At 37.1% G+C, this 16,347-nt stretch carries 19 protein-coding genes; 9 read left to right on the top strand and 10 right to left on the bottom strand.

Features of this window, described 5'->3' with window-relative positions; translation table 11 throughout:
- Nucleotides 1–123: 123 nt before the first annotated feature.
- Nucleotides 124–993 carry a LysR family transcriptional regulator gene (locus tag KHB02_RS10185; RefSeq protein ID WP_213141194.1) on the top strand — a complete coding sequence of 290 codons (870 nt, stop codon included), beginning with the start codon at nucleotides 124–126 and terminating at the stop codon, nucleotides 991–993.
- A gap of 195 nt (nucleotides 994–1,188) precedes the next feature.
- Here the strand turns inward: KHB02_RS10185 and KHB02_RS10180 are convergent, their stop codons facing one another.
- Together KHB02_RS10180 and KHB02_RS10175 are read right to left on the bottom strand one after the other, a co-directional pair.
- A complete protein-coding gene (locus tag KHB02_RS10180) occupies nucleotides 1,189–1,365 on the bottom strand; it encodes a hypothetical protein (protein ID WP_213141195.1) in 177 nt (58 codons plus the stop codon).
- A gap of 191 nt (nucleotides 1,366–1,556) precedes the next feature.
- A complete protein-coding gene (locus KHB02_RS10175) occupies nucleotides 1,557–2,066 on the bottom strand; it encodes an arsinothricin resistance N-acetyltransferase ArsN1 family A (RefSeq protein WP_213141196.1) in 510 nt (169 codons plus the stop codon).
- A gap of 118 nt (nucleotides 2,067–2,184) precedes the next feature.
- On the opposite strand from KHB02_RS10175, the gene KHB02_RS10170 reads away from it, so the two are divergent.
- From KHB02_RS10170 to KHB02_RS10160, 3 genes are all read left to right on the top strand, one after another.
- A complete protein-coding gene (locus KHB02_RS10170) occupies nucleotides 2,185–2,631 on the top strand; it encodes a MarR family winged helix-turn-helix transcriptional regulator (RefSeq protein ID WP_213141197.1) in 447 nt (148 codons plus the stop codon).
- 68 nt (nucleotides 2,632–2,699) lie between these two features.
- Nucleotides 2,700–2,909, top strand: a complete 210-nt coding sequence (locus KHB02_RS10165) for a hypothetical protein (protein WP_213141198.1) — start codon at nucleotides 2,700–2,702, stop codon at nucleotides 2,907–2,909.
- Between the two features lie 33 nt (nucleotides 2,910–2,942).
- Complete coding sequence (locus KHB02_RS10160; RefSeq protein ID WP_213141199.1) at nucleotides 2,943–3,809, top strand: permease; 867 nt, start codon at nucleotides 2,943–2,945, stop codon at nucleotides 3,807–3,809.
- 232 nt (nucleotides 3,810–4,041) lie between these two features.
- On the opposite strand, the gene arsC is transcribed toward KHB02_RS10160, so the two are convergent.
- Genes arsC through KHB02_RS10145 form a run of 3 tightly spaced genes read right to left on the bottom strand, consistent with a single transcriptional unit; the run spans nucleotide 4,042 to nucleotide 5,922 of the window.
- Entirely contained in the window at nucleotides 4,042–4,464 is a 423-nt protein-coding gene (gene arsC / locus KHB02_RS10155; protein ID WP_213116823.1) for an arsenate reductase (thioredoxin), read from the bottom strand.
- Nucleotides 4,465–4,490: 26 nt separating this feature from the next.
- Nucleotides 4,491–5,546 carry an ACR3 family arsenite efflux transporter gene (gene arsB, locus KHB02_RS10150; RefSeq protein ID WP_213141200.1) on the bottom strand — a complete coding sequence of 352 codons (1,056 nt, stop codon included), beginning with the start codon at nucleotides 5,544–5,546 and terminating at the stop codon, nucleotides 4,491–4,493.
- Nucleotides 5,547–5,574: 28 nt separating this feature from the next.
- Nucleotides 5,575–5,922: an ArsR/SmtB family transcription factor gene (locus KHB02_RS10145; RefSeq protein ID WP_213141201.1), complete on the bottom strand. Its 348-nt coding sequence runs from the start codon at nucleotides 5,920–5,922 to the stop codon at nucleotides 5,575–5,577.
- 372 nt (nucleotides 5,923–6,294) lie between these two features.
- Here KHB02_RS10145 and ppsA point away from each other — a divergent pair, with 372 nt between their 5' ends.
- Nucleotides 6,295–8,895: a phosphoenolpyruvate synthase gene (gene ppsA / locus KHB02_RS10140; protein WP_213141202.1), complete on the top strand. Its 2,601-nt coding sequence runs from the start codon at nucleotides 6,295–6,297 to the stop codon at nucleotides 8,893–8,895.
- Between the two features lie 30 nt (nucleotides 8,896–8,925).
- Here the strand turns inward: ppsA and KHB02_RS10135 are convergent, their stop codons facing one another.
- Entirely contained in the window at nucleotides 8,926–9,390 is a 465-nt protein-coding gene (locus KHB02_RS10135) for a hypothetical protein (RefSeq protein WP_213141203.1), read from the bottom strand.
- A 140-nt stretch (nucleotides 9,391–9,530) separates the two neighbouring features.
- Between KHB02_RS10135 and KHB02_RS10130 the strand changes: the two genes are divergently transcribed.
- Entirely contained in the window at nucleotides 9,531–9,959 is a 429-nt protein-coding gene (locus KHB02_RS10130) for a VOC family protein (RefSeq protein ID WP_213141204.1), read from the top strand.
- 247 nt (nucleotides 9,960–10,206) lie between these two features.
- Here the strand turns inward: KHB02_RS10130 and KHB02_RS10125 are convergent, their stop codons facing one another.
- Nucleotides 10,207–10,407 (bottom strand): hypothetical protein, encoded by a 201-nt coding sequence (locus KHB02_RS10125; protein WP_213141205.1) that lies wholly within the window; start codon nucleotides 10,405–10,407, stop codon nucleotides 10,207–10,209.
- A gap of 225 nt (nucleotides 10,408–10,632) precedes the next feature.
- On the opposite strand from KHB02_RS10125, the gene KHB02_RS10120 reads away from it, so the two are divergent.
- Entirely contained in the window at nucleotides 10,633–11,226 is a 594-nt protein-coding gene (locus KHB02_RS10120; RefSeq protein WP_213141206.1) for a hypothetical protein, read from the top strand.
- A gap of 98 nt (nucleotides 11,227–11,324) precedes the next feature.
- The gene (locus tag KHB02_RS10115) at nucleotides 11,325–12,494 is read left to right on the top strand and encodes an MFS transporter (protein ID WP_213141207.1); all 1,170 of its coding nucleotides are present in this window, start codon (nucleotides 11,325–11,327) and stop codon (nucleotides 12,492–12,494) included.
- 238 nt (nucleotides 12,495–12,732) lie between these two features.
- On the opposite strand, the gene KHB02_RS10110 is transcribed toward KHB02_RS10115, so the two are convergent.
- The 3 genes from KHB02_RS10110 to KHB02_RS10100 form a co-directional block, all read right to left on the bottom strand.
- Nucleotides 12,733–13,077: a hypothetical protein gene (locus tag KHB02_RS10110; RefSeq protein ID WP_213141208.1), complete on the bottom strand. Its 345-nt coding sequence runs from the start codon at nucleotides 13,075–13,077 to the stop codon at nucleotides 12,733–12,735.
- 81 nt (nucleotides 13,078–13,158) lie between these two features.
- Nucleotides 13,159–13,479 carry a hypothetical protein gene (locus KHB02_RS10105; protein ID WP_213141209.1) on the bottom strand — a complete coding sequence of 107 codons (321 nt, stop codon included), beginning with the start codon at nucleotides 13,477–13,479 and terminating at the stop codon, nucleotides 13,159–13,161.
- A gap of 161 nt (nucleotides 13,480–13,640) precedes the next feature.
- Nucleotides 13,641–14,522 (bottom strand): LysR family transcriptional regulator, encoded by an 882-nt coding sequence (locus tag KHB02_RS10100; RefSeq protein ID WP_213141210.1) that lies wholly within the window; start codon nucleotides 14,520–14,522, stop codon nucleotides 13,641–13,643.
- 130 nt (nucleotides 14,523–14,652) lie between these two features.
- Here KHB02_RS10100 and KHB02_RS10095 point away from each other — a divergent pair, with 130 nt between their 5' ends.
- A complete protein-coding gene (locus tag KHB02_RS10095) occupies nucleotides 14,653–15,876 on the top strand; it encodes a YbfB/YjiJ family MFS transporter (RefSeq protein ID WP_213141211.1) in 1,224 nt (407 codons plus the stop codon).
- Nucleotides 15,877–16,347: the final 471 nt, after the last annotated feature.

Genomic DNA, 16,347 nt, shown 5'->3' with positions numbered 1-16,347 from the left:
AACACCTTTCCCTTTCCTAACTTGAATAATGAATAGGAAAAATATATCATAATCACAAACATTACAAAAACGAATGTTTATCATGATATATATGACAAAATCAGATGGGACGAGGAAAGAGAGATGAATATCCAAAAATATATGGCATTTATTAAAGCAGTAGAATTGGGTAGTTTTACAAAAGCTGCCGAAATATTGGACTATTCACAATCTGGGATTAGCCGTATGATTAACGATTTAGAAAAGGAATGGGGAATCTTCCTTTTTGAAAGAGGACGTGCCGGTATCAATTTAACCTCGGATGGTTTAAAGTTACTGCCCCAATTAAAGCGAATTTGCAATGAGTATGAGATCTTAATGAGGCAGATCGAAGAACTAAATAATATGGAATCTGGGATGATTCGAATTGGGACATTTTCCAGCGTAGCATCTCATTGGCTCCCTAATATTATTAAAATTTTTAAGAAGGATTACCCAATGATAGATTTTGAATTTCTGCTTGGTGATTATACAGAAATTGAGAGCTGGATCCTAAATGGGCGTGTTGACTTTGGATTTTTGCGGCTTCCGACAAAAGCAGAACTTCAAACAATCTTTTTGGAACAAGATCGTTTACTGGTAGTGCTTCCAGAAAATCATCCTCTAGCTAATTGCGAAAAGTTTCCCATCAACGGCTTACTGAACAGTCCGTTTATGCTGTTGGAAAAGGGGGCAAAAGCAGAAATCTCTGAAATTTTTGAGAGGCACCAAATTTCTCCGCGGGTTAATTTTACAACATGGGATGACTATGCCATTATGTCTATGGTGGAAAATGGGCTAGGTATCAGTATATTACCAGAATTGATATTACAGCGTATTCCTCACAAGATTATAGCAAAAGAGCTGGAGGTTCCTGCTTTTAGAAATATTGGTGTTGCTATGAGAGAACAAAAATCACTTTCCCTTGCGTCCAAGAAATTTTTAGAATATTTATCATATAGGAACAGAAATTGATGAGTAGATGAAAATATTCAGACGGGCAACAATGCATGTTTGTTTCTGAAAATCCTTTTTGCACTAAAGTCACCATAAATAAGAAAAGTGCCTTGTTCCAATATTGAAACAAAGCACTACGTTTGTTCTATAAGAAAAGCTGCCAGACAGACAGCTCAAATCTTGAACCCTGGCAGTTGGATTTCTTTGTTGTATTCAGCTGTTTGGTGGATCAGGTGGATAATATGAATTCATGCCATGTTCGGGAGGGTATTCCTTTATTTTTCCAGCTTTTTCACCTTCATCTGGCGGAGTCATCCCAGACTTTTTATCAAAATAAACAGCTATTCCTCCCAATACAATGACAGGCAAAAATATATATAACCAAATCATAATAACACCTCCATACAGGTATTATATTATATATTTAACATTTTTTTACAAAAAATATCACTTAAACTAAACTGCTTCATTAGTGAAAAAGTGATTCAACTTATTTACAGAACTCAAACTAAACACCAAGTAATTTCATCTTCATAATCCTGACTTGTGTTCTAGAATGTTTTTCCGAAAAATAAAGGTGCTTATTTCACGCACTCAAAAACCTTTTCCATGATCATGACATCCACAAAGCGACCATCTAATTTCCCCTGATTCTTAAATACACCAACTTCTCGATAACCTTTTTTTCTGTAAAGCCCTTGCCCAAGATTATTAAAGGGAAATGTGAATAAAACAATTTTGTTAAAGTCATTTTTAATCGCAGCCTGTTCAATTTCATTAAGCAATACGGAACCAACCCCTTTTCCCCTGTAATCCCGTCTAATATAAATGGATAAATCGGCAACTCCAGCATAAGCACACCGGTTGGAATAAGGATTTAATGATGCCCAGCCAACAACCTCATCATCTTGTTCCACTACGATTACCGCAAACCGCCCAGTATGATTGTTAAACCACTCCCTCATATATTCAATATCTTTCTGGTCTTCTTCTAAGGTTGCAATCCTGTCCTCAATACCTTGATTATAAATATTTAATATCGATTCAACGTCACTTACTGCTGCCAGCCTTGTCTTTAACCCTGTTTTCATGATAATCCCCCTAGAAATGAATGACTAAAACCATTATATAAAAAATTTTCCATTTTCAAAAGAAAATTAGTTGCAAATTGCAAATGATTAGTATATAAATAAATTAGAGGTGAAAATTATGGAAAATGTTAGAGAACTGTTCCAGGTCATGACAAGGCGTTTTGGTCTATTAAATAAAAACTGTTGTCAGGTAGGCGGAGCTGAGATATCCCTCGTCCAAAGCCATATCCTTTATGAATTACTTCGCCGGGAAAAGCCTTCGATGCAACAGGTTGCTGATACGTTAGGGATGGATATAACCACCTTTAGCCGGCAAATACAAACGCTAGTAAAAATGGAACTGGTTGTGAAATCACCTCTACCTGAAGATAGACGTGTTTCTCAACTAACCCTAACCACACAGGGAAAGTATGTTGCTGCAAAGATCGATGCAGACATGAACCAATATCTTAGCGAAGTATTTTCAAATATGAGCGAGTTTGAACAAGAAATGGTCATCAAATCAGTTAAACTGTTAAATGAAGCAATGTCACAATCTACTGTTTGTTGTAAACCGTTAATTTGAGCAAGATCCACTTGCTCTTTTATTAAAAATTAATACTTGCAATTTGCAAGTAAAAAGGAGATAGCAATATGTATTTCAATGAAATGGAATTAAAAGTTTATTATGAAATGAAAAAAGAAGAAATGGAGAAAGCTGTGCTGGCTAGCCGGTATTCGAAAAATAGTCCAGCGTCAAAACTCTATAGAAATTTCTTAAATATGTTTAAGAAAAACCAAAAGGCTGTGCCAAAATCAGATTGCTGTGAAATTAAAATCCAAGAAGTATGCTGCGGAAATTAAAAAGAATGCTGTTTATAAATAAGGAGGTTGCTTATGTGGTCCGAAGTGTTTCATAGTTTTCTATCCATTGCATTAGAATTAACATTATTGTTTATTGGAATCTCTTTTCTCATCAACCTATTACAGGGGTTCATTCCCTATAAAAAGATGGAACAGTTGATGGAAAAAAGCCACCCATTGGTAAGTGCTTTTGTCGCACTAGGGTTCGCCTTTATCACGCCGTTTTGTTCCTGTTCAACCATACCGGTAGTAGTTAATCTACTATATAAAAAAGTGCGATTTGGTATTGTCATGATATTCTTATTTTCCTCCCCAGTTCTTGACCCGACCATCATCACATTGATGACAGCTGTACTCGGAGTAAAAGTTGCCTTTGCTTACACAATCATAACATCCATCCTCTCCGTCATTATTGGTTTCACTTTAGAAAAGTTTGGTTTTGAAGAACAGATAAAAAATGTGGTAGTAAAAGGATACCAGGAACCGGATAAGAAATTTCAGCTAAAAGCGGCTATAGTTGAAACGCTTCACCTTATGAAAAGCGTGTATCCTTATTTGCTAATTGGTGCATTTATAGGGGCGTTCATTCATGGAGCCGTTCCAACAGGTTGGATCTCTACATTTATGGGAGGTGATAAGTGGTGGCTCGTACCGATCGCTGCGATTATTGGCATTCCACTCTATATAAGACTTTCAACTATGATCCCAATCTCCCAAATCATGATTGCCAAAGGGATGGCTTTGGGGCCAGTGATGGCTCTCATGATCAGTTCAGCAGGTGCAAGTCTACCAGAGCTAACTTTATTAAATAGCATCTTCAAAAAGAAACTCGTATTTGCCTTCGTTGGTTCAGTCTTTACGATGTCTACTATATCAGGATTTCTATTTTACATTATTTAAGGGGGATATTTAAACATGAGTATTTTTAAAAGTCTTTTTCAAAAGAAAGAAAGTTCCTGCTGCAATGTTAAGATTGAGGAAGTAAAAGAAGACACTAATGTTCAATCACAAGATGTACAAAAAAGCAGTTGCTGCAAATAAGCTAAGTTAAAAATTGGCTTGCAGACTGAATACGGCATTCACACACATTTTAAAGCCAGGAGGGTGAATCCCTCCTGGCTTTTATTAAATCTTACTCCCCTGTTTCGGAAAAACGCTTAATTCTTTCCCCGATTTCATCACGTACTCTTTGGAAAAATGCCCATTTTTCTTCATCTGTTCCTTGAGCTTTTGCCGGATCATCAAATCCCCAATGTACTCGTTTGACGCTTGGTGGTGTTACAGGGCATTTATCAGCAGCATCACCACACAGGGTTACGACTAAATCCGCACTGTTTAGATAATTAGGTTCGATTATGTCAGAAGTATGCTTGGAAATGTCGATCCCAGCTTCCTTCATGGCTTTTACAGCATTTGGGTTTAATCCGTGAGCTTCTATACCAGCACTACGTACTTCCCACTCTTCACCTAAATAATTTTTTGCCCATCCTTCTGCCATTTGGCTGCGGCAAGAGTTTCCTGTACATAAGAAGTAAAGTTTCTTTTTATTTTCCATGTTGAAAGCCACCTTAATTATTATTGTTAGGCTGCGTGTTCTTTAAAATATTTTCGTTTAAACCATAATGCCACATTGACTAACGCAATCATGACCGGTACTTCCACAAGTGGTCCGATTACTGCGGCAAAGGCTGCGCCAGAATGGATCCCGAAAACACCAACCGCCACAGCTATTGCTAATTCAAAGTTATTGCTTCCGGCTGTAAATGCAAGCGTTGTTGTAACGGGATAGCTCGCGCCAATTTTTCTTCCCATGAAAAAGGAAACAAAGAACATGATAACAAAGTAGATCAATAATGGGATTGCTATCCGAACCACATCCAGCGGCAGACTTACAATAACGTCCCCTTTTAAAGAGAACATGAGTATAATCGTAAATAGCAATGCAATTAATGTGATGGGACTGATCTTTGGAATAAAGACTTTTTCATACCATTGTCTTCCTTTAGCTTTAACTAATGTGAAGCGAGTAATCATACCAGCTATAAATGGAATTCCGAGATAAATGAAGACTGATTTAGCTACCTCTGCAATCGTAATGTCAACAACCGCCCCTTGTATTCCAAACCATTCAGGAATGACGGTCACAAACACATAGGCATAAACAGAGAAGAATAGCATTTGGAAAATAGAATTGAATGCCACTAATCCAGCTGCATATTCTGTGTCCCCTTTTGCAAGATCATTCCATACAATAACCATGGCAATACACCTGGCTAAACCAATCATGATGAGTCCTACCATATACTCTGGCTTATCCGGCAGAAAGATAATGGCCAGCAAAAACATAAGAATGGGTCCAATAATCCAGTTTTGCACAAGCGATAAAGATAGTACCTTCACATCTTTAAAAACCCGGCCAATTTCCTCATACCTAACTTTTGCTAACGGAGGATACATCATTAAGATTAATCCGATCGCTAGTGGAATAGATGTAGTTCCTACCTGCAAACTATTCAAACTGTCTGCAAATCCTGGAAAAATGAATCCTAATCCAATTCCTAATGCCATCGCAATAAAAATCCAAATCGTTAGGTATCGATCCAAAAAGGAAAGACGTTTTTTCCCCGTGTTACTCATGATCTACACTTCCTTATTCAATTAAAAGTTAACAACCACAACGAAGTGTGGGATTACTTTTATTAATGATTTCGATTTTATCTTTCAAGTCTGGTACATGTTGCAAAATAGGTTCTATAAGTCCATAAAGCTCATTTTCTGGGTTCAAGGAATAATAAATCCATTGACCTCTTCTTTCTTCTTTGACAAGTCCTGCATCCTTTAATTTGCGTAGATGCTGACTGATGGATGGTTGACTCATATCAAATACTTCTTGCAATTCACAAACACAACACTCTCGTTGTTTTAAAATCCCAACAATGGTTAACCGTGTTTTATCGCCTAATAATTTTAAAAAGTTGGCAGTTTGTTCAATTGCAACAGTTGATTGTAACATTAAACACACCTCCTAAATTTCATATAGGTAAATAACTATTTGCTTATTTGTATTTTAAATTGATATATAATTATTCGCTTATATATTAGATTAATTTACATGTTAATTCAAGTGGTTAATTGTAAAGTTAATGTTAATATCTGATGTTAATACAAGGGTGTTTTTTGGAAAAAAGCAGATTTTAGTCATTGGCTAAAAGGCGCATAACTACTTACGAGGGGATGAACCGTGGCATCAGGTTACTGGGTATTTTTAAAAAATAAACTCTCCCTAATTTAATTATAACATCTAAAAAATCGTTATCATAGACTGTTTATTCTTATTTATGACTGCTAAAATCAATAGAACATTACTGGTTGGGAGAGATGTAGAATGAGTTCTTTGGTTCTCGAATTTCAGGAAGTGGACAAAACGCAGCATTTGCTCGTTGGCGGAAAAGGATTAAATTTAGGGGAATTATCAAAAATTGAAGGATTGCAAGTACCCGAAGGATTTTGTGTGACAACAGTTGCATATCAAAAAGCCATTGATCAAAACGAAAAGTTTCAAGCATTGTTGGATCAACTAACACGGCTAAAAGTAGAAGATCTAAAACAAATTGGCGAAATCAGCAGGAAGATTCGACAAATCCTTATGCAAGTTGAAATTCCTTCCGATGTTGCGTGCGCTGTTACTCACTATCTCTCCCAGTTTGGCGAGGAACATGCTTATGCAGTAAGGTCTAGTGCGACTGCTGAAGATTTACCACATGCCTCTTTTGCTGGTCAACAGGACACCTACTTAAATATCATCGGAAAAGAAGCCATCTTGCAACATATCAGCAAATGTTGGGCTTCCCTTTTTACAGATCGTGCGGTCATCTACCGGATGCAAAATGGATTTGACCACAAACAAGTTAATATATCCGTTATCGTTCAACGGATGGTTTTTCCACAGGCTTCAGGGATATTATTTACCGCTGATCCGATTTCTTCTAACCGAAAGCTGCTATCCATCGATGCCAGTTTTGGACTTGGAGAAGCATTGGTGTCTGGCTTGGTATCTGCGGATTGTTATAAAGTGCAGGAAGAGGAAATCGTCGATAAGATGATTGCAACGAAAAAACTGGCTATCTACGGACGAAAAGAAGGCGGAACAAAGACACAGCCAATCGGTCCTGAGCAGCAAAAGACGCAAACACTTACTGACCAACAAATTTTACAATTAGCACACATCGGAAGACAGATTGAAGCTTATTTTGGCTGCCCGCAGGATATCGAATGGTGTTTAATGGATGATACGTTTTATATCGTCCAGAGCCGCCCAATCACGACTTTATTCCCTATCCCTGAAGTGAATGATCAAGAAAATCATGTCTATGTATCGGTTGGCCATCAACAAATGATGACCGACCCCATCAAACCATTGGGTTTGTCTTTCTTCTTGTTAACGACTCCCGCCCCCATGCGTAAAGCCGGTGGAAGGCTGTTTGTTGATGTCACACAACAACTGGCTTCCCCTGTCAGTAGAAACATGTTATTAAATGCCATGGGACAACACGATCCGCTCATGAAAGACGCACTTATGAACATCATCGAGCGAGGAGATTTTATAGTATCGTTACCGGATGATAAAAAAGAACCGAGTCCCAGCAGAGGCAATACAGATATGCTGGCACAAATCGAAAACAATCCATCAATTGTTTCTGATTTGATTAAGCGTAGCCAAACATCCATTGAAGAGTTAAAACAAAACATACAAACGAAATCAGGATTGGATTTATTTGATTTTATTCTAGAGGATATTCAGGAATTAAAGAAGATTTTATTTGACCCACAAAGTTCAGCTGTATTTATGGCTGCTATGAATGCTTCATTATGGGTCAATGAAAAAATGAACGAGTGGTTAGGTGAAAAAAACGCAGCAGACACACTTTCTCAATCTGTACCAAACAATATTACTTCAGAAATGGGTCTGGCACTTTTGGATGTCGCAGATGTGATTCGTCCTTATCCAGTAATCATTGATTATTTACAACATGTGAAAAATGATCACTTTTTGGATGAACTGGTTAAGTTTGATGGTGGACAGGAAGCTAGAGACGCCTTCTTCGCTTTTCTCAACAAATATGGAATGCGATGTGCCGGAGAAATCGATATGACTAGAACTCGTTGGGGTGAAAAGCCAACTACACTTGTCCCCATGATTCTAGGTAACATCAAAAACTTTGAGCCCAATGCTGGCAAGCACAAATTCGAGCAAGGGCGACAGCAAGCTTTGAAAAAAGAACAAGAGTTATTAGACCGATTGAAGCAATTACCAGATGGTGAACAAAAGGCCAAAGAAACAAAACGAATGATTGACCTAATCCGGAATTTCATCGGTTATAGGGAATATCCGAAATACGGCATGATCAATCGCTACTTCGTTTATAAGCAGGCTTTACTGAAAGAAGCCGAACAACTCGTGAAAGCGGGTGTTATTCAGGAAAAAGAAGATATATACTATCTCACATTTGAAGAACTCCTTGATGCCGTAAACACAAATAAGCTGGATTACCAGATCATCACCAAACGAAAAGACGAGTACAAATTATATGAAAAACTAACTCCCCCACGTGTGATCACATCTGATGGGGAAATCGCTACAGGTAAGTACAAACGAGAAAATCTCCCAACCGAAGCGATTTTAGGTCTGCCTGTTTCTTCTGGAGTGATAGAGGGGCGCGCTCGTGTCATCTTAAACATGGAAGATGCCGATCTAGAAGATGGAGATATATTAGTCACCACCTTTACAGACCCTAGTTGGACACCATTGTTTGTATCGATAAAAGGCCTCGTCACCGAGGTTGGCGGCCTGATGACCCATGGCGCAGTGATTGCACGTGAATATGGCTTACCAGCAGTTGTTGGTGTAGAAAATGCCACCAAACTAATAAAAGATGGACAACGAATTCGTGTACATGGAACAGAAGGGTATATAGAAATATTGTAATGGCTTAAAATAAAAAACCAAAGGAGTAAACTACTCCTTTGGTAAATCCTTATGTTCATATTTTAAAAGCTTACTGATAATGGAGGGGTTTTCTGGTTTGTCGGGATGGCTATCGACGATTATACCGAAGGTTAGAGTATCAGTCCCTAAGGGCTTCTCGTTGGCAGGAATGACATTTACTTTAACTATAAATGGATATTCCGTATTTTCGCCTGTTACTTGAGGCTCTGTTACCTCAACAACATTGTAGTTTTTCTCCCAGTCAAATGCCATACCAGAAATGTTTTGATCTTTATAATACTCTCTTGTAGCTAGAATGATTTCCTTGTTAATTAAATTCAGTAGAAAATGTTTTAAATGTTGTTCTTGAGTTACATCATTCGTTACGTTATATAAATCATCTTGTAAACTTTTTTTATTGTATTCTTCTCCTTGGACAACACTTGGTATAGTTAAAAAGAAAAACATGAAAGCTAACATTAAGATATTTTTCAAACAAATCACCTCTTTTTTCCTGCCTTTTTTGACATCTTTATATTTTGTATAAAATAGGAATATATACATTTGAGAGAATCTTCTAATTGAACATTTGGATTGTTTTATTGCAAAATAACAGGAACATAGGAGGATGAAATATGAAGATCCACAGAATGGATCATGTAGGTATAATCGTAAATGATCTCTCTGCTGCTATAGAGTTTTTTTGCGATTTTGGCCTTGAAGTGCAAGGGGAATGGGAAGGAAAGTGGATAGATCAGGTAGTTGGGCTTAATGACGTTAAAGTAGCATGTGTAGGATTGCGGACGCCAGACGGTCAGGCATGGATAGAGCTAATCAAATTTTATTCGTCATCAGACGAAAGAGAAATTCAGCAACCTTTTACAAATAATTTGGGAACCCATATTGCCTTTGCTGTTGAAGATATTGAAGCTATTGTTGCCAAATTGAAAAAGAACGGTACAGAAATCCTTAGTGAAATACAACAATATGAAGATAGTTATAAGTTATGCTTCGTTCGTGGACCGGAGGGAATTATTCTAGAGTTGGCCGAGAAAATCAAATAAATTAAGAGTAATTCATAAGTATTCGGCCGATAAGTAATGAGCTTAGACATGCCGCCAGTGAAACATGTAATCACGTCGATAAAGTTGTTCCGCAAGCGGGCGCTTTTATGAAGCAACTAAAGCCTAATTCCTCCCTTGGGTTCCGAGAAATTAGGCTTTTTTTATTTTGATCCTAATTGTGTTTAAGCACCAGTTAATTGAAGAAGAATTTTTTAAGAGTAACCTACTCCTTTTTAGTTGGCATTTGTCAGGCACCTTCAATACAGGTTGCAGAGGAACTCCCGACAGCAACATTTAATTCAGTAAGTAGATTAGGAAGAATCTCGAAATCAATCGTGATTTCTAATGTCTTATTAGTTAATGGTACATTGTATTTTGCAAAAATAGGTAATGTAATTTCCCAAACTTTGATTATTGCCTTTGGAGACATATTTGATTGTACGACCATATTAAAACCTCCATTTCTGTTATTTATTTCACTTCAACCATTAGCGTTTCAATAATGGGGCATTCGTATAAAGTTTTATTGTCTGGGCAACATTCCTTTAAATTTAGCAGCATTTTAATATTGATTGTCTATTTTACTCTTTAATCTTATGTAATAAATGTGGGATTTCAGTTCAATTGCAAGATATAATCTTTATAATGAAGATCATCACGGGTTGGTGAAAAAATGCAAAGAAACAGGTTTTTATATTTATCAATATTCAGCAGTGTTTTAGTCATTCTATATATGTTTTTTCAATGGAAAATAATTGATATTATTACGGTATTTCTAATGTTCCCTGTTCTTTTATTGGTGTTTGGATTCTTTATTTTTATAACAGTACTGGCAATAATAACATTGTTTAAAAATAAGGATTGGAAGCCTATAGTCATCCAAGTTATCACAATTCTATTGCTATTGATCGTTCCTTTCAATCAAATCATATTGGATATTGATTTTAAAACAAACAAATCCGAAAGAGAGCAAATAGTTAAAATGGTTGAGAACGGAGAACTCAAGCCAAATATTTCACACGATTCTTCGCTCATCCAATTACCTAAGAAATACGAACATCTTTCCAGTGGTGGCGGTGAGATAATGGTGGAGAAATCGGGCGATGGTTTTAACATTCTCTTTTTTACCTATCGTGGGATACTGGATAACTTTTCAGGATTCGTATATACGCCTAACGACCAAAAGTCTTTTAAAAATGCGTTCGATGGCGATTTCAAAGAAATAGATAAAAGGGAGAAAAACTGGTACTTTGTCGGTTCTTACTAGTAAAAATGTAGCGAAATGGCATTTATTATCTTATTCTTGAGTAAACTTTCATCAAAAGATACTATATAGTGTGGGATCTAATTAGGAAGGAAGACAACATGGATAAGCGTATTTATTTTTTAATGATCATATCCTTTGTTATAGGGATGGTTGAGCTGATCATTAGCGGCATTTTAGATTTAATTGCAGAGGATTTACATGTAAGCATCGGGCAAGCCGGTTTGCTGATCACTGTTTTTGCTGTCATTTTTGCAGTTGCATCGCCAATTTTACTTGTTATGACAGCTAAAATAGAAAGAAAACGGCTAACATTAGTTTGCTTATACATATTTTTAATTGGTTGCATCGTAACAGTATTTGCCCCTACTTTTTCTATATTGTTTATAGGAAGAATTATTTTAGGGATAAGCGGAGCACTATTAATCATCTTGTGTTTAGTTATGGCTCCTAGCTTAGCAGGAGAACAGTATAAAGGCAGGGCGATTGGGATTGTCTCTGTGGGAGTAAGTGCTTCATTAGTTTTAGGGGTACCGATCGGGCTTATAATGGGAACTAGTTTTGGCTGGAGAGCACCATTCGTCCTTATAACTGTATTGACAGCATTATCCATTATTGGCGTTCATGTATTAATGGGACGTGTAGAACCAAAACCTCAAATTCCGTTAAGGCAACAGCTTGCAGCATTTAAAAATCACAAAATCACATTAGGGCTGACAACGACATTCCTGTATATGACTGGTCATTCTATTATGTATGCCTATTTTAAGCCTTATTTAGAATCATCCACTGATTTTAATGCTAATTGGGTTAGTGTCATTTATTTAATTTTTGGTTTTGCTGCTGTATGCGGTGGAGGAATTGGCGGACTACTGGCGGATTTATTGGGCTCACGAAAAACAATGGTAATTGCTCTAGCAGTTTTTAGTGTTTTATTCTTTGTATTTCCCTATACAACAGATTTCTATCCAATATTTTTCCTGATCTTGATCTTATGGGGGATGCTCAGTTGGGCGATTTCACCGGCAATGCAATCTTATTTGATCGAAACAGCGCCTGAATCATCGGAAATTCAGCAAAGCTTGAATAATTCATCTCTTCATTTAGGTGTCGCTGCCGGTTCAGTTATTGGAGCTGGAATAGTTGATACACTTTCAGTCAATGTAATTCCATTTGCAGGCGGATTATTCATTATCTTATCATTCATTACTGTAGTCATTTCTGTTCGCAGTAAGAAAAAGATTTCTTATAAACCAAAGAACGCAATTTGAGTTATTTCAACTAAACGTGCCAGGTTCCTTCCAAATAATTAGTTGGTACCTGGCACTTTTCTATTCTCAGTTTACTAATGCATGAATAAACGGGTTGTTATAAACGCCAAGGATTTCGCTTTTAAAAAGAAATTTTTTTGTATCTATTTTTTAGAAGAATGAAAAACTATGTTTATTGGACAACGAAAAGCGTCCCTACCGTAGCAGAAACGCTCATAACATTAACTTAAAAAATCACTCATTCTTCAAATGACAACTTTTGCACACCGTTTACAGCGCTTCCTCTTTCAGTGGCAGGTGAATTGTGTAATGATCCCCCACCTACAAAAAATGGATCTTCATCTTTTGTCCCCCCACGGATGAAGAGATCAGGCAAGCCCTCAGAGGACAAATCAACAAAAGCACCAGGTGCAACAAACTTTCCTGAATTGCCAGCTGGTTTAAGATCTTCAATAGTCACTGCTCCCGCACCACTCGGTTTGTTAGCAACATAACAATAATGGGCTGAAGATACTGCTGCAAATGAAAAGGAAAGGACTAATGTCGAAACTGAGATGCGAATTAAATTACGCGGTTTTTTCACTATGTAGATCACCTCTCTTTTTTTTTACAACAATAAATGATATTACATTAACTCCTACTTTAGACTTAATATTTAATTTATTTACCAGTACACAAGTCTTATAGATAACAAGAGCTTTTTATGAGTTAAAAATGTGAATGAATCCAATAAAATTGCAAATACCATTAAAGTTATGTGTGTACACCTTAGATTTTTCGACGTTCTTTTGTTATATAATAAAACTCCAATCGTAGCGGAAATACCATTAGGGACGGCTGCTCCTAATCCATGAATCCCTTCGCTTGGATAAATGACAGTAATAATATTTAATGTTACCAGAAAAAAAAAACTTCCAAACAAAATTAAAACGCCAGAGGTTACCATTACACCGATTCTCGTAAAAATAAACTTAATCCGTTCCATTGAAATTCCTCCTTTTGATTTATTAATTACAATTTAACTATCAAACCTGAAATCTTTATGAAAGTTATTATTTTTTAGGCTAGTAATTTTTTTTTAAAAAAGGCCAATGCTTTGACAAAACATTGGCCTTTCTAATATCGTTTACTTGTTTTTAAATCATTTTAAACTTTGATTGTTGTGTTTTCATTACTCAACATTTCTATAAATACCCTCAAAGAAGTAGATATATATTTATCTTTACGATAGACGAAAATGGTTTTGACTTTCCCGAATCTTTTTGGAATGGGATGTTGGATAAGTTGATTGTCTTTCATATGTTTGTCAACCACACTTCGAGGGAGTAAACTTATCCCCAGTCCCGCAGAGACACAGCCAATAATTCCATCAAGTGTTCCAAATTCCATTATTTTTTCTGGAATCACCCCTTCATGCTGTAACCATTCTTCAAACCTTGCCCGATACGAACAGCCATTACGAAACACCAATATTGTTCGATTTTGTATTTCTTTTATAGAAGAAATAGGATGATGTAACGTGTCAGTTATCAGTACCAACTCTTCCTCTATAACTGTTTTAAATGTGAGTTCTGGATGCTCAATAGGTCCAGCAACAAAAGCTCCATCTAATTCATATTGTAGAACACCCTGGACATTTTGCTCAGTTGGCCCTGTTTTTAACGTAAGGTCAACAGCAGGATATTCACGATGGAATTTTGAAAGTATTGTTGGTAAACGAACTGCAGCAGTCGTTTCCATTGAACCTATTAATAAAGGACCTTTAGGTGTTTGATCATCACTCATTGCGTTTTGAATTTCATCTAAAAGTTGAAATAATTCATATGTATACGAAAGTAATGCATTACCTTTGTCCGTTAAAGTAGTCCCCCGGTTATGTCGATAAAATAGCTTTGTTTGAAGATCTGATTCCAATTGTTGAATTCTTGCAGTGAGATTGGATTGTGCGTAGTTCATTTCCCTCGCTGCCTTTGAAATGCTTCCTAACTCTGCAACAGCTTGAAAAAATCTCAATGCTTGCAAATCCATAGTTATCGCCTCTTCCTGTTTTGATATATAGAAAAGTGATATCGGTACATCATTTTTTAGTATTATAGCATATGGCAAAAAACAGATAAGATATAAATATAATAAAATTATTATAATTGAAGGTGAAAATTTGAATAAAAGCCCTTTTTTATTTTTGATTGGGGGAATTTTTTCATTAATGATTGCGATGGGAATCGGGAGGTTTGCTTATACTCCAATCTTACCGCTCATGCAGAAGGCTCTTGCCTTTACTGATGCTATTTCGGGCTACCTCGCTTCCAGCAATTATGCAGGGTACTTTGCCGGGGCCATTTTAGCAGGAGTTCTCCCATTGAAAAAGCATAGAACATTTTATTTAAGAATTAGTCTTGCGGTAAGTATTATTACCACCTGCTTGATGGGGCTGACTCACTCCTACACAGGGATGCTCATCATTCGCTTTATTTCAGGAGTGTCTAGTGCATTCATTTTTGTATTTGCTTCCAGTATTGTTCTAGATAAACTGGCTTTTGTAGGAAAAACAAATTGGGCTGGCTATTTTTATTCAGGGGTAGGCTTTGGAATCTTTTTTTCGACGCTCTTTATACCGAGTTTTAACGATTTATTTATGTGGGAAGGTGTATGGATAGGATTAGCCATTATAAGCTGTATCCTTACGATCTTCGTATGCTTTTGGCTTAAAGATTCCCCAAGCTCGAAGGTACAAAAGGATAAACAAATGGTTACTATACAGGCTCCACCCCTAAAATGGCTTCCTTGGTTAATTATTGCCTATGGCCTAGAAGGATTAGGCTATATTGTAACAGGGACATTTATTGTGTCAATTGCTGAAAAGACCTCAATCTTTAGCATTGACCCTGCAATTGTCTGGATGGTTGTTGGCTTAGGTGCAATTCCATCATGCATCGTATGGTCCACCCTCGCAAAAAAATGGGGATTTGTAAGATCATTAGTCATTGCGATGATTCTCCAATCAATCGGAATTGCACTGCCTGTCTTCTGGTTGACCCAATCCAGTTTAATGATAAGTGCTTTCTTATTTGGAGCAACTTTTATGGGTATTACCACACTTGCCACAACATTGGCACGCCAAATGAGTCCATCAAATAGCAGTCGAATGATTGGTTCTCTAACCGCTATCTATGCTGCTGGTCAAATGATAGGTCCAACAATCGCCGGAATATTATTATCTTATACTCAAAGTTTTAATACAGCGTTGATTGGAGCTGCTAGCGTAGTATTCATTGGATCTATGTTACTTGTAAGTGGTATTCGATTCGACCGAATGCCAAACTTAAAAACATCGTTCATAACTCCCGAACGAGAAAGCGGCCCTCCATTCAGGGAGTTATAAAAGATTCATAACTCCTGAACGGGTATGTGGCACTCCATTCAGGGAGTTATAAAAGGTTCATAACTCCCGAACTAGTATGTGGCCCTCCATTCAGGGAGTTATAAAAGGTTCATAACTCCCGAACGGGTATGTAGCCCTCCATTCAGGGAGTTATAAAAGGTTCATAACTCCCGAACGGGTAAGTATCCCTCCATTCAGGGAGTTATAAAAGGTTCATAACTCCCGAACGGGTATGTGGCGCTCTGTTCAGGGAGTTATAAAAGGTTCATAACTCCAGAACGGGTATGTGGCGCTCTGTTCAGGGAGTTATAAAAGGTTCATAACTCCCGAACGGGTATGTGGCGCTCTGTTCAGGGAGTTATAAAAGGTTCATAACTCCCGAACGGGAAAGCGGCCCTCCATTCAGGGAGTTATAAAAGGTTCATAACTCCCGAACGGGTATGTGGCCTTCATTCAGGGAGTTATAAAAGG

This window comes from Neobacillus citreus (assembly GCF_018343545.2).
Classification (GTDB): domain Bacteria; phylum Bacillota; class Bacilli; order Bacillales; family Cytobacillaceae; genus Neobacillus; species Neobacillus citreus.
This window is presented reverse-complemented; position numbering and strand designations above follow the sequence as displayed.